Raw genomic sequence first — 14,332 nt, 5'->3', positions numbered from 1 at the left:
TTGGCTAGTCCTTTTCCCAATCCTCAAAGCAGCGCGGACGCCGTCGCGGGTTCAGGTCTTGGCGGCCCAGGCGTCCATCGCCTGCTTGAACACGCGGTCGCCCGGAATGCCCTTCTCGATCGAGATCAGCGCCCGGCGTCCGCTGGAATAGGCCAGCGGAATGTCGATCCACTGTTCCTTGCCGAGCAGACCGAGATTGGTCTGCGTCGCCTGTGCCAGATTGTTCAGCGCGACGATGAAGAAGCCGTCCGAGATCTTGCCGGCGACGCCGATCAGCGGCTCACCGCGGGCTTCCTCCGTCGGCTTCAGGGCGAGGCGCTGCACATTGGCGATCTGGCCACCGGCAAAGTTCGCGGGCACGTCGAACATCATCTCGATGACATGGCTCGCCGGCAGCGTGTCGTCGGTATTGCGGCGGATGGTCATGGTGAGCCGAAGGTTTTCCTCCGGCACGTCGGCAACGGCCCGGATCGCCGGCTCCGGCGGGGCCCCGTCGCTCGGTGCCTCCTCGACGACGCTCCAGACGACGTTGCCGCCGCGCTGCGAGCCTTGCTCGGTCTCGGTCCGCTCCTCGTAGAAGACAGCCTTCTGCGCGACCGCGGGCACTGCGGCGTCGCCGGGCGTCAGCGCAGCGGATTCGGTCGTGGGCGCCGGCGTCGCCTCGGCAGCGGCCGGCGGCACGTCCGCTTCGGCTTCGGGATCGGTCCCTTCCGGATCTGTGCCTTCCGTTGCTGCGTCTTCCGGCGTCGTCGCTTCGGGCGCTGTCGCCACTGGCGGCACCAGCGGCACCGGCGTCACGTCCGGGGAGGCCGCGGCGATGTTGGTGCCCTCGCCGAAGTCTGCGCCTGTGCCGGCACCGGGGCCTTCGTCGACCTCGGTCCCGTCCGGCAGCAGCCGCTGCGTGAAACGGCGCTTGGGTGCGGCGGTGCCGGCGCCGGTGCCGGTAGCGGACGGCGGCACGAGGGCCGCGACATCGCCGCCGTCGACGGTCGCCGGCGTCGAGGCAGAGGTTCCGGCAGACGGCGTCGCCGTGGCGGTCGCCGTCGTGGCAGCCGTGTTCGGCCCCACCAGCATCGCCTCGAGCTGGTCCTTGTAGACGTAGGCAAGCGCTGCCGCACCGCCGAGTCCGATGACCACGGCGATGCCGGCCAGCGCCGGGGAACGGCTTCGGGTCTTCTGACTGGGACGCCGGCCATTGGCATAGCGCGGGGCGGCAACGTCGGCGACGGGGATGGCGGAGGTGTCGAGACCGGAAGCGCCAGTTGGTCGCGCACCCGGCGACGGCATCATGCCCTCGGCGCTCGGCTCCCGCCGCTCGGGCGGGCGGTTCGTGCGAACCTCGGTCCGCGGGGAGTCGAGGCCACCTCGGCCGGCATCGGGGACGCGCGGCGCGTCCGGCTCGCCGCGCACCGGGTCGCGGCGCGGGTCGGCGCGCATGGCAAGCTCGCTGCCGCTGCTGGTCGCCGTCGGCCAGGCCGGCTTCTGGACGCCTGCAGACGGGCGAGGGCCACGATCGACATGCGGCAGCGGGGCGGACGCGGCGGACGGCGCAGACGGTGTAGTGACCGGCGCCCTCGGCGGCGGCGCAGGCATCGCCGCCCGCGGCTCGATCACCGGGGCTGGCGGCTTCGGCGCCACCTGCGCCGGAGCGGCAACTGGCGCTTCCTCCTGGCCGAGATAATGATCCTCGGTCCGGTCGATCGCGTCGGCCAAAGCCGAGCGACGGGCCTCGATCAGCTCCTCCGCCAAAGGCGGATTAGCAGCAGCAATCTGCCGCTCGATCGCGGCGCGGGCCTTGTCATAGACCTTGGCCCGCAGTTCGGGCGATGCATTCGGCAGGCCATCGATCGTCTTGCGCAGAACCGCGCTCAAATCCGCCATGGATCGCAGCCCCTTACTGATCGTCTAGGTATTTGTTGCAGATGCATATTTCGACGTCGACCCTACTGCATATCACCAGCGACCGAAAGCGCGGCTGCCGCTGCCGGTGCGGCTTGCCGGTCAGTACATCATCGCTGCAAAAACCGGAATCGATTTTCGACAAGTTCTCTGCAGCATCAATGTGTTCGATCACAGGCAGCTTGCGTCAGGCCGACCCGAAGCAGCCTTAATCCTGGAAGGGATCACGGACGAGAATGGTGTCGTCCCGCTCCGGCGAGGTCGACAGCAACGTCACCGGGCAGCCGACCAGTTCCTCGATCTGGCGGACGTACTTCACCGCTTGCGCCGGCAGGTCGCTCCAGCGGCGCGCGCCGGCGGTGGTTTCCTTCCAGCCTTCCAGCGTCTCGTAGATCGGCTCCAGCCGCTCGGTCGCGCCGAGCGTCGCCGGCAGGTAGTCGATCTCCTTGCCGTCGAGGCGGTAGCCAACGCAGATCTTCAGCTCGTCGAGACCGTCGAGCACGTCGAGCTTGGTCAGCGCCATGCCGGTCATGCCGTTGATCGCGACGGCTTGGCGGACCAGCACCGCATCGAACCAGCCGCAACGACGCTTGCGACCGGTGACGGTGCCGTACTCGTGTCCCTTCTCGCCGAGGAAATCGCCGATCTCGTTCAGCTGCTCTGTCGGGAACGGGCCTTCGCCGACGCGGGTCGTGTAGGCCTTGGTGATGCCGAGCACGAAGCCGAGGCTGCCGGGACCCATGCCGGAACCAGCCGAGGCCTGCCCGGCGACGGTGTTGGACGACGTCACGAAGGGATAGGTGCCGTGGTCGATGTCGAGCATCGTGCCTTGCGCGCCCTCGAAGAGGATGCGGTCGCCGGCGCGGCGGCGGGTGTCCAGCAGTTTCCAGACGTGGTCGATATAGGGCACGATCTCGTGGGCGACGCTGGTCAACTCGTCGAGGATGGTCTGCGCCGACACTTCCTCGACGCCAAGGCCGCGCCGCAGCGGGTTATGATGGGCGAGCAGGCGCTCGACGCGCTCGGGCAGGATCTCGGAATCGGCGAGGTCCATGACGCGGATGGCGCGGCGGCCGACCTTGTCCTCGTAGGCCGGGCCGATGCCACGGCGGGTGGTGCCGATCTTGGTGCCGGTATTGGCGTTCTCGCGGATCGCATCGAGCTCGCGGTGAATCGACAGGATCAGCGAGGCATTGTCGGAAATGCGCAGCGATTCGGGGGTGATTGAGACGCCCTGGGCGCCGAGCCGGGTCTTCTCGGCGACGAAGGCATGCGGATCGAAAACCACGCCATTGCCGATCACCGACAGCTTGCCCGAGCGCACGACGCCGGAAGGCAGCAGTGAGAGCTTGTAGGAGACCCCGTCGACCACCAGCGTGTGGCCAGCATTGTGGCCGCCCTGGAAGCGGACGACGACATCGGCACGCTCGGAGAGCCAGTCGACGATCTTGCCCTTCCCCTCGTCGCCCCACTGCGATCCGACGACGACGACATTGGCCATGCAACTCTCCTCCGGGCAGGTCGCCCTCTCCTGCATCGCGCCCCGGCCTCAGGCCATGGAAAACGACGCCGCCCGATGTTCGGCCGGATGAGGGCTCAGAACGGGGCTTCGCAAAACGGCCGGACTATAGTCAGGGAGCGCCGGGGAAGCGAGGGCACAGCGAGCGTTTTCCGCCCGCATCCCCCGCGATATCGCCAGCTGAAGCGGGAGGGACAGGACGCCCCTCCCCCAACGCTTTTCAGCTTGATCAGATGTCGAAGGACAAGAGCTTCGCCTGGCCGATCTTCTTCAGCCCGCGGATCTCATCCATCACACCTTCCGACAAGGGCTCGTCGAGATAGAGGATGGCGATGGCGTCGCCCCCCTTCTCGTTGCGGCCGAGATGGAAGTTGGCGATGTTGATGTCGTTGCGCCCGCAGAGCGATCCGAGCTCGCCGATGATGCCGGGCTCGTCCTTGTTGGTGGTGTAAAGCATATGGCGGCCGACCTCGGCCTCCATGTTGATGTCCTTGATCTGGATGAAGCGTGGCTTGCCATCCGAGAACGAGGTGCCGGCGACCGAGCGCGAGAACTTCTCGGTCGTCACCGTCAGCTTGATGTAGCCATCGAACACGCCCGACTTGTCGCGCCGGACCTCGGAGACGAGGATGCCACGCTCCTTGGTCATCAGCGGGGCCGAGACCATGTTGACCGACTGCATCAGCGGCTTCAGCAGGCCGGCCAGTGCCGCGCTGGTCAGAGCGCGGGTGTTCATCGTCCCCGGCGCACCGTCATAGACGATCTCGACCGACTTGATCGGGTCCTCGGTGACCTGGCCGACGAAGGAGCCGAGGATTTCCGCGAGCTTGACGAAAGGCGTCAGCAGTGGCGCCTCCTCGGCGGAGATCGAGGGCATGTTGAGGGCGTTCTGCACGGCGCCGGAAATGAGGTAGTCCGACATCTGCTCGGCGACCTGCAGCGCGACGTTCTCCTGCGCCTCCTCGGTCGAGGCGCCGAGATGCGGCGTGCACACGACGTTCGGCAGGTTGAACAGCGGCGAGTCGGTCGCCGGCTCGGTCTCGAACACATCGACGCCGGCGCCCGCCACCTTGCCCGACTTGATGGCGTCGGCGAGGTCCTGCTCCACGACGAGGCCGCCGCGGGCGCAGTTGATGATGCGAACGCCGTCCTTCATCTTGGCGATCGCCGCGGCATCGATGATGCCGCGCGTCTTGTCGGTCATCGGCGTGTGCAAGGTGATGAAGTCGGCGCGCTGGAACAGCGTCTCCAGCTCCACCTTCTCGATCCCGAGCTGTGCGGCGCGCTCGGAGGAGAGGAAGGGATCGAAGGCGATGACCTTCATCTTCAGGCCGACGCCGCGCGCCGCGACGATGGCGCCGATGTTGCCGCAGCCGATGATGCCGAGCACCTTGCCGGTGATCTCGACGCCCATGAAGCGGTTCTTCTCCCACTTGCCGGCCTGGGTGGAGATGTCGGCGGCGGGCAGTTGGCGAGCGACGGCGAACATCAGCGCGATGGCGTGCTCGGCGGTGGTGATGGAATTGCCGAAAGGCGTGTTCATCACGATGATGCCCTTCCGCGAGGCGGCGGGGATATCGACATTGTCGACGCCGATACCCGCGCGGCCGATCACTTTCAGCTTCGTCGCGGCGGCGATCAGCTTTTCCGTCACCTTGGTGGCGGAGCGGATGGCGAGGCCATCATACTGGTCGATGACGGAGAGGAGCTTGTCCTTGTCCTTGCCAAGGTCGGGGATGTAGTCGACCTCGACGCCGCGGTCCTTGAAGATCTGGACCGCGGTGGGGGAGAGCTGGTCGGAAACGAGAACGCGGGGGGCCATTGATCTATCCTACCGGTTTGCTGGGCGGTGCCAGCGCTGAAGAGTAAGCACCCGGGGGGTGCTGTTATGAATCGTGGGACAGCAGGCCGCGGACAGCCTTGCCGAGTTCGTTGAAGGTCAGCCGCCGAGCGACATAGGCTTCTGTCCGGGACCGTCGACGCCGAACAGGCGGCGCACCAGATCAAGCCAGAGACCGTAGGGGCGGCCGAGAACCAGCATGAGGACCGCGAAGCCGAGCGTACCATTGACGATCGCCTGTCCTTCCGCGCCGCCGGCCACGATGATCGCGACGTAGATCGGCACCTGAAAGATCAGCAGCGCCGCGGTATCGGCCGCGAAATGGCCTGTTCGCGATGACGGTGCTGCCTTCGCCATGATCCAGCTTCGCCAGAGGCCATATGGCCGCGCCGTCACCACCATTAGCAAGGCACCGATCGAGCGCGATACCAGGACTTCATCCCAGGCCATGCCGGCCACGAAGCGCTCGTTCAGTCCGCTGGTGACCGTGAAGAACAGCACCAGGGCCAGTGTGTCGGCGATGAAGGAACGGACGCGATTGGAAAGCCTCATGGCGATACCGCGCCTCTAGCGACCGCAGCTCTACGCCGCCTGAGCCAGTGTCGCCTTCTGCGCTTCGTAGGCATAGGCCAGCCAAGGCATCAGCGCCTCGACGTCCGACGCCTCGACCGTCGCGCCGCACCAGATGCGCAGGCCCGGAGGGGCGTCGCGGTAGGCGCCGATGTCGAGGGCGACGCCCTCCTTCTCCAGCATCGCGACGACGCCCTTGGCGAAGGCTTCCTGCGCGTCGGCGGGCAGCGCGGTGATCGCCGGATCGACGAACTGCAGGCAGACGGACGTGTTGGAGCGGATCGCCTTCGAGGTCGCGAGGAAGCCGAGCCACGGGTTCGCCTCGACGAAGCGCTCGATGACCGCAAGGTTGGCGTCGGCGCGGGCCTTGAGACCATCGAGGCCGCCGACCGTCTTCGCCCAGCCGAGTGCATCGAGATAATCCTCGACGCAGAGCATCGAGGGAGTGTTGATCGTCTCGCCCTTGAACAGGCCCTCGATCAGCTTGCCGCCTGAGGTCATGCGGAAAATCTTCGGCAGCGGCCAGGCGGGCTTGTAGGTCAGCAGACGCTCGACGGCGCGGGGGCTGAGGATCAGCATGCCGTGCGCGGCCTCGCCGCCCAGCACCTTCTGCCAGGAGAAGGTGACGACATCGAGCTTGTCGTAGGGCAGGTCCTGCGCGAAGGCCGCCGAGGTCGCGTCGCAGATCGTCAGGCCCTGACGGTCCGCCGGGATGGCGTCGCCGTTCGGCAGGCGCACGCCCGACGTGGTGCCGTTCCAGGTGAAGACGACGTCGCGGTCGAAGTCGACGGTGGTGAAATCGACGATGTCGCCATAGCCGGCCTCGAGGGTGCGGACGTCGGTGAGCTTCAGCTGCTTGACCGCATCGGTCACCCAGCCGGCGCCGAAGGATTCCCACGCCACGAGATCGGCGCCGCGGGCGCCGAGCATCGACCACATGGCCATTTCGACCGCGCCGGTATCGGAGGCGGGAACGATGGCGATGCGATAGTCGGCGGGCACGCCGAGGATTTCGCGGGTTTCGTCGATGGCTTGTTGGAGCTTGGTCTTGCCGATCTTGGCGCGGTGCGAGCGGCCGAGCGCTGCATCTTCCAACGCCTGGAGCGACCATCCGGGGCGCTTGGCGCAAGGGCCGGACGAAAATCGGGGATTGGCCGGACGCAGGTCCGGCTTCGCGGTATTGGTCATCTCTGCTACCCTCACAGATAGATTGCATCCCGTTGGGGGGATGTGTCCCACTGATCGGGCTATGCTTCTCCAGGGCCGCCGTCAAGCGTCAGTTTTGTGAAGCCAGAGATTTCAGGAGGCGTCTCGGCTCACCTTCCCCAAAGCAAAACGGCAGGAGTTTCCCCCTGCCGTTCCGTGTCCGGTTCTGGTCCGACGCTTGGCCTAGAAGAGCGAGTAGCGCAGGCCGGCGGTGATGGTGTGACGGTCGAAGCCGTTGTCGCGGCCCTGGACGCCCGTGGCGCCGAGGCCGGCGGTGAAGTCGTCGAAGGCGAACATGTCGCCGTCATCGACATTCACGTAGCGATAGCCGACGTCGAGCTTCAGCGACTGGGTCAGGTCGTAGGACGCGCCCGCCATCAGAGCGTAGGCGAAGCGCCAGGAGTTCTCGCCGTCCAGCGTGATGGTGTCGAAGTCCTGGCCGGCCGCATAGTTGGTCGACTTGAAGTCGTCGTAGCTGACGTTGACCGCACCGACGCCGCCGCCGACATAGGGGGTGAAACCGGCAAAGGTGCCCATGTCGACATAGGCGTTCGCCATCAGCTCCCAGGCTTTGGCCTTGCTGGTCTCGACCGAGCCGCAGAAGCCGAGCTGGCAATTTTCGCCCTCGTTGCGCCCGTCGACATCCGCCTGCCAGTAGTGCGCCGTCAGATCGCCGCGGAAGTAGTCGGTAAACTGGTAACCGAAACCAAGACCGACATCCGGGCCGGCGTCGAACTTCCAGCTGTCGTAATCCTGGGTGTCGTAGCCGGTGCCGCAATCGACGCCGCACGCGACCGAGCCTGGAGGAGCATAGGTGCGGTAGTTGCCGTCGGTCTTCGACTTGAAGTCGTAGGAGACGTCGCCGCGGAGGTACCAGCCCGAGCCGATCTCGACCGGCACGATTTCCGGCACTTCGTCATAGACCGGCTCGATCATGTCGGCCGCCAGAGCGGCGTTTGCGAGGGGAATGAACCCGACAACGCCCAGCATCAGTACCTTGATAAGCGTCTTCATCGCCGTTGCTCTCTTCCTCTGACAACCTTGCACCGGGACATCCCCGAACTGACTGGCTGCAATGTGGAGGAGAAGTCTTAACTGGAGATTAACTGTGTTTGTTTACCGCGTTCGTTAGCGAAGGTTAAAGCATAGGGAGCCAAAGATGGCCCCCGCTGTTGCCGCGCCGCTACTTGGCGCGAAGCGCGCACCGGGCGACGCCGGCAAACGCGCCAGGCACCCGGTTCGGGTCTCGTCATTCATCGATGAGGTAACGTCGCTGCGCGCGACCTAGGCGGCAACCTGACCGAGCGCGCCGACGATATCGTCGACGACACTGCGCACCAGCAAGGGATCGTCACCCTCGGCCATGACCCGGATAAGGGGCTCGGTGCCCGAGGGGCGGATGACCAGCCGACCCGAATTGCCAAGCCGCTCGCGCCCGGCGGTGATCGCTGACTGCACCTGCGGCTTTTCCAGCGGCTCGCCGGTGGAGAAGCGGACGTTCTTCAGGATCTGCGGCACCGGCTCGAACTTGCGGCAGGCTTCCGACACCGGACGGCCGCTCTTGCGCACCACGGCCAGCACCTGCAGGGCCGAGATCAGGCCGTCGCCGGTGGTGCCGTAGTCCGACAGGATGATGTGGCCGGACTGTTCGCCGCCGACATTGTAGCCATGCTGGCGCATGTGCTCGACCACATGGCGGTCGCCGACCTTGGTACGGGCCAGCGCCATGCCGTGATCGCCGAGGAAACGCTCGAGGCCGAGATTGGACATGATGGTGGCGACGATGCCACCCGCGGCGAGCCGGCCATCCTCCTGCCAGGACTCGGCGATGACCGCCATGATCTGGTCGCCGTCGACGACCTCGCCGTTCTCGTCGGCGATCAGCACCCTGTCGGCGTCGCCGTCGAGCGCGATGCCGATGTCGGCGCGCACTTCGCGCACCTTGGCGCAGAGCGCAGCCGGGCTCGTCGAGCCGCAGCCCTTGTTGATGTTGACGCCGTTCGGGTCGACGCCGAGCTTCACCACCTCGGCCCCGAGCTCCCACAACACTTCCGGCGCCACCTTGTAGGCGGCCCCGTTGGCGCAATCGATGACGATCCTGAGGCCGTCGAGCGTCAGCGTCTTCGGCAGAGTGCGCTTGGCGAATTCGATGTAGCGGTCACGGCCGCCGTCGTCGTAGCGCTTGGCGCGGCCGAGCCGCTCTCCGGTCGCCAGTTGCCGCGACATGTCCTCGCCGACGAGGTGCTCGATCTTCGCCTCGATCTCGTCCGACAGCTTGTAGCCGTCCGGACCGAACAGCTTGATGCCGTTGTCCTCGAAAGGGTTGTGCGAGGCGGAGATCATCACGCCAAGATCAGCCCGCATGGACCGGGTGAGCATGGCGACAGCCGGCGTCGGCATCGGGCCGAGCATGAGAACGTCCATGCCGACGGACGTGAAGCCCGCGCAGAGGGCCGGTTCGATCATGTAGCCGGAAAGCCGGGTGTCCTTGCCGATCACCACGCGGTGGCGATAGTCGCCGCGGCGGAAGGCGATACCGGCGGCCATCCCGACCTTCATCGCGATCTCGGCCGTCATCGGATAGGTATTTGCGGTACCCCGGATGCCGTCGGTACCGAAAAACTTCCTCGTCATGGCTTTTCCTTGCAAAGGGTCGAGACGTCCGCCGCCGAAGGAGAGGCTGTAAGGCGCCGAGCATGCCGCAAAAAGTAAAATAGAATGTCAGTATATCTCGCTGGCCTTATCGCCGCGAGCGCAGCCTTGTGGACCACAACAAAAAGCGGCCCGGAGGCCGCTTCAAGTTGGGCTCCAGGCCCATTCTGTATCTGCCGTTTATGTCCACCGTCAGGCGGTCGGCTGTGGCTCCAGGCCCGCCTCGGGCTTCGGCCGCGGCGACGACCCGGTCTTCGGGACCGCCGAGCCGCGCGAGGGCGGGGTATCATCGCCCATGTCGCGGGCCAGCGTCTTGCCGGCGATCAGATCGCGAACCTCGTCGCCCGACAGCGTCTCGAACTCGAGCAGCCCCTTGGCGACGATGTGCAACTCGTCGAGATGCTCGTTCAGGATCTTGCGCGCCTTGTTCTCGGCCGCCTCGATGATGCCGCGCACTTCCGAGTCGATCATGCGCGAGGTGTCCTCGGACATGTTCTGCTGCTGCGAGACGGAATGGCCGAGGAAAATCTCCTCCTGGTTCTGCCGGTAGCGCAAGCGGCCGAGCTTCTCGCTCATGCCGTATTCCATGACCATCGCGCGGGCCATGTTGGTGGCCTGCTGGATGTCGTTCGAAGCGCCGGTGGTCACGTTGTCGAGGCCGTAGATGATCTCCTCCGCAGCACGGCCGCCGAAGATCATGACTAGACGCGCTTCCATCTCGTTCTTGCGCATGCCGTAGCGGTCACGCTCTGGCAGGTTCATGGTCACGCCGAGGGCGCGGCCGCGCGGGATGATCGTCACCTTGTGCAGCGGGTCGTTGAACGGCTCGTGAATGCCAACGAGGGCATGGCCGGCCTCGTGGTAGGCCGTCAGCGCCTTCTCGTCCTCGGTCATCGCCATCGAGCGGCGCTCGGCGCCCATCATGACCTTGTCCTTGGCATCCTCGAACTCGAGCATGGTGACGAGGCGCTTGGAACGACGGGCGGCCATCAGCGCCGCCTCGTTGACGAGGTTGGCGAGATCAGCGCCCGAGAAGCCAGGCGTGCCACGCGCAATGGTGCGGAGATCAACGTTCGGCGCCAACGGCACGTTACGCACATGCACCTTCAGAATCTTCTCGCGACCGCCGACGTCCGGGTTGGGCACCATGACCTGACGGTCGAAACGGCCCGGGCGCAGCAGCGCGGGGTCGAGGACGTCAGGACGGTTGGTCGCGGCGATGAGGATGATGCCTTCGTTGGTCTCGAAGCCGTCCATCTCGACCAGCAGCTGGTTCAGCGTCTGCTCGCGCTCGTCATTGCCGCCGCCGAGACCGGCACCGCGGTGGCGACCGACGGCATCGATTTCGTCGATGAAGATGATGCAGGGGCTGTTCTTCTTGGCCTGCTCGAACATGTCGCGCACGCGGCTGGCACCGACGCCGACGAACATCTCGACGAAGTCAGAACCGGAGATCGTGAAGAAAGGCACATTGGCTTCGCCGGCAACCGAACGGGCGAGCAGCGTCTTACCGGTGCCGGGAGGGCCTACAAGCAGCACGCCGCGCGGGATCTTACCGCCGAGACGCTGGAACTTCTGCGGCTCTCGGAGGAACTCAACGATCTCCTCGAGATCCTGCTTCGCCTCGTCAACACCGGCAACGTCCTGGAAGGTGACGCGGCCGTGCGCTTCGGTCAGGAGCTTCGCCTTCGACTTACCAAAGCCCATCGCCTTGCCGCCGGCACCGCCCTGCATCTGCCGCATCAGGAAGACCCAGACGCCAAGGATCAGCAGGATCGGCCCGAAGGAGAGGAGCATCGACCAGATCGGGTTCGAGTTGTCGCTCGGCGGGGTCGCGGTGATCGCGACGTTCTTCGACTCAAGCCGCTGGATCAGGTTGGGATCGCCGGGCGCGTAGGTCTGGAAGGGCGTTGCGCCGTCCGTATAGCTGCCGGAAATCCGCGGTCCCTGAATGGTTACGGACCGAACGCGACCCGCGTCGACGTCACTCAAAAACTTGGAATAGGCGACATCGGTCGTCCCCGCGGATTGCGAGTTGCCCGAAAACAACTGGAACACCGCGATCAACAACAGCGCAATGATGGCCCACAGCGCGAAATTGCGAAAATTCTGGTTCATTTGAGGTCCTGAGATTCGCGCCGCTGGCGTCATGAGACCGCGCCAACGCTCCCGCCGAAGATAGGAGCCCGGCTGCCCCTTGCCAACAGGCTTTGGCGCTTTTGCCGCGATTTGCGGCTCCGGAGTTAACGCAAACGGTCCCGAAGGCGACAATTCCGCGGATCGTCCATCGCGCAAGTTTTGGGGAGGTCGGCCGAGAGTCGCCAGGAAACGCGCTGGAAAAGGCCGATAATTGGGAGGCTGACGCCGAGCTTGTCCCGCAAGACCTCGGGAACTGCCAAGAGCGTACCAGCGGTGTCGACGAGGACTGGCAAGCAGCGCTGTGTCGCATTGCCGCGTCCGAGATTGCCGAGGGCGACGAGGCGAGCGGCACCGGCAAGCAGTGGCAATTCGACGTTGAACCGGCCGTCGAAGACGGCTTCGCGGCGTGCCGGCGAGACATCGAGGGATGCCGGGCCGCCCCGGCCGTACTCTCGGCGGAAGACGATGTGCCTTCCCGCCTCCACGACGACGCCGCCAAGTGTCTGAACCTGGTGCTCCGTGCCCGTTCGCGCCATCAGCAGGCATGCCTGGAGCCTTGCCGTCGCCTGGCGCTCAGGCGGATAGGCCATGCCGCTGACGGACGGCAGGATCCGCGCCAGAAGTTCGAGGCCGAGAACGCCATCGATCTCTGCGAATGCCGCGGCATCGAGGGTCACCGTTCCGCAAGGGTCGACGTCGAGCCGGCCGTCGGCGAGGAGACCGTCGATTAGACGGCCGAGCTGTGCGTCTTGACGGTCGCGACCGGCGCGATGGTGCTCGATGCGGCTGAGGATCGCAGCGCGGTCGAACTCGCCTGCTGCCATTGCGCCTCTAAGCCGGATGCGATCATAGCGGCTGTCATGATTGCTGGGGTCGTCGACCGGTTGCAGGGGCTCAGCCGCGGCCTTCAGGAGCGCGCCGGGCACGTCTAGGAACGGCCTCAGCAGCGTAAGGCCGGGCGCCAACGCCCGCGCCGGCCGCATGCCGGCAAGACCCCGGTCTCCGGCCTTCCGGGCGGCTGCCAGGAGGTAGGTCTCGATCTGATCGTCCTGGTGGTGGGCGGTCATTACCGCCTCCGCACCGAGATCTGCCGCGGCTTCCGTCAGAAGGCGATACCGGGCTTCGCGGGCGCGGCCTTGCAGATTGCCGGCCGGCTTGTTGCCCTCCCAGCACCGGATCGAATGCCCGAGACCGAGACCGCGCGCGAGGCCGCCGACGAAGAGAGCCTCCTCGGCCGACCGGAGGCGGAGGCCATGATCGACCGTCACCACATGAAAACGCGTTCCTGCCTGCGGATAGGCAGCGGCCGACGCCATGAGCGCCAGCGAGTCCGGGCCACCGGAGACGGCGAGGACGATCGTTCGGGTTGCGTCGTTTCGGGGATGAGGGAGAAGGCTAAGGGAGGCCGACAAGCGATCGTGCGCAAGCTCCAGCCAAAGCGCCGATGGCGCCCGTTCGGCGGAGGCCGCCCGGACTGTTGCAGACAGGCTCAGCAGTTGCTGGCGGCCGACTCCGCCTGCAGCTTCTTTTTCACGTTGGCGCTCATCTGCGGGTAGCGCTTGCTCACTTCGCGGAAGGTGATGCAGGCAGTGTCGCGGTTGTCGAGCTTGGCGAGCGACATGCCGAGCTTCAGCATCATCTCCGGCGCCTTCGGATTCTTTGGGTAGCTCTTTTGGGCGCCGAGGAAGACCTCGGCGGCATCGGTGAATTTCTGCTGCTGGAAGAGGCTCTCGCCGAGCCAGTACTTCGCGTCCGGCACGTCCTTGGCGTCTGGATAGGTGTCGGCATACTGCCGGAACGAGGATTCCGCGAGCTGATAGTCGCCCGCCAGCATGTAATTATAGGCGAGATCGTACATCTCCCCTGCCCCGTTCGGCCTGACGGTGGCGACCGTCGACGAGCCTGCGCTAGGTGGGGCGCGCGGCGGGGCGGCTCCGGCAGCGGTACCGGCGCCAAGGCCCGACGTATCAAGCCCGCCATCGCCGAGGAGATCGCCGATCGCGTCCCCGTTCGGTGCGGCACCGGCGGGCGGCGGGGTCGCCGAGGCGGTGTCCGTCGCCGGTGCACGTGCGGGGAGCTGCGCGGTCGCGGTGGGCGCCGTGGTAGCGGCCGGTGGTGCAACCTCGCTGCGCTTGCCGGGCGCAGGACTGCCCTTGCCTTCGATCTCCTGGAAACGGAACTCGTTGTCTTCCTGCGTCTTGCGCAACTGTTCCTGCAGCTGCAGCACCTGGAAGGACAGTTCTTCGAGCTTGCCGTTCAGCCTGCGGTTATCCTCTTCCAGCTGGTTGATCCGCTGGATCGGGTCGCTCGCCTGGGCGTAGCGGACCGGTGCCTCGGTTTGCACCGCAGGGGTCCGTCGTTCCGCCGCCTGGTCATCCTTGCCGAGCCCAAATGGCAAGGTCAGCGCCTGGGCCGGCATGGCTGTACCGAGCAACAGGAGCGTCGTCGCCCAGCGGGCCAGCTTCAACATCTTCATTCCCGCATATTCTCCTTGAGCCGCCCAGAAG

10 protein-coding genes are annotated in these 14,332 nt (G+C 65.9%); all 10 read right to left on the bottom strand.

Features of this window, described 5'->3' with window-relative positions; all coding sequences use genetic code 11:
* Nucleotides 1–51: 51 nt before the first annotated feature.
* The 10 genes from ACZLZQ_RS07105 to ybgF all read right to left on the bottom strand — a co-directional run bounded on the left by ACZLZQ_RS07105 (nucleotide 52) and on the right by ybgF (nucleotide 14,301).
* Nucleotides 52–1,881, bottom strand: a complete 1,830-nt coding sequence (locus tag ACZLZQ_RS07105; RefSeq protein WP_472948760.1) for a hypothetical protein — start codon at nucleotides 1,879–1,881, stop codon at nucleotides 52–54.
* A 226-nt stretch (nucleotides 1,882–2,107) separates the two neighbouring features.
* Nucleotides 2,108–3,400 (bottom strand): adenylosuccinate synthase, encoded by a 1,293-nt coding sequence (locus ACZLZQ_RS07100; protein WP_472948759.1) that lies wholly within the window; start codon nucleotides 3,398–3,400, stop codon nucleotides 2,108–2,110.
* Between the two features lie 247 nt (nucleotides 3,401–3,647).
* Entirely contained in the window at nucleotides 3,648–5,240 is a 1,593-nt protein-coding gene (serA, locus tag ACZLZQ_RS07095; protein ID WP_472948758.1) for a phosphoglycerate dehydrogenase, read from the bottom strand.
* Between the two features lie 117 nt (nucleotides 5,241–5,357).
* Nucleotides 5,358–5,810 (bottom strand): L-alanine exporter AlaE, encoded by a 453-nt coding sequence (alaE, locus tag ACZLZQ_RS07090; RefSeq protein ID WP_472948757.1) that lies wholly within the window; start codon nucleotides 5,808–5,810, stop codon nucleotides 5,358–5,360.
* A 30-nt stretch (nucleotides 5,811–5,840) separates the two neighbouring features.
* Entirely contained in the window at nucleotides 5,841–7,016 is a 1,176-nt protein-coding gene (locus ACZLZQ_RS07085) for a phosphoserine transaminase (protein ID WP_472948756.1), read from the bottom strand.
* A 201-nt stretch (nucleotides 7,017–7,217) separates the two neighbouring features.
* Nucleotides 7,218–8,048, bottom strand: a complete 831-nt coding sequence (locus ACZLZQ_RS07080) for an outer membrane protein (protein ID WP_472948755.1) — start codon at nucleotides 8,046–8,048, stop codon at nucleotides 7,218–7,220.
* Between the two features lie 270 nt (nucleotides 8,049–8,318).
* A complete protein-coding gene (glmM, locus tag ACZLZQ_RS07075; protein ID WP_472933717.1) occupies nucleotides 8,319–9,668 on the bottom strand; it encodes a phosphoglucosamine mutase in 1,350 nt (449 codons plus the stop codon).
* A 210-nt stretch (nucleotides 9,669–9,878) separates the two neighbouring features.
* Complete coding sequence (gene ftsH, locus ACZLZQ_RS07070; RefSeq protein WP_472948754.1) at nucleotides 9,879–11,804, bottom strand: ATP-dependent zinc metalloprotease FtsH; 1,926 nt, start codon at nucleotides 11,802–11,804, stop codon at nucleotides 9,879–9,881.
* 125 nt (nucleotides 11,805–11,929) lie between these two features.
* Entirely contained in the window at nucleotides 11,930–13,237 is a 1,308-nt protein-coding gene (tilS, locus tag ACZLZQ_RS07065) for a tRNA lysidine(34) synthetase TilS (protein WP_472948753.1), read from the bottom strand.
* A gap of 77 nt (nucleotides 13,238–13,314) precedes the next feature.
* Entirely contained in the window at nucleotides 13,315–14,301 is a 987-nt protein-coding gene (ybgF, locus tag ACZLZQ_RS07060; protein ID WP_472948752.1) for a tol-pal system protein YbgF, read from the bottom strand.
* Nucleotides 14,302–14,332: the final 31 nt, after the last annotated feature.

Source organism: Mesocryomonas lacus, from assembly GCF_055730105.2.
This window is presented reverse-complemented; position numbering and strand designations above follow the sequence as displayed.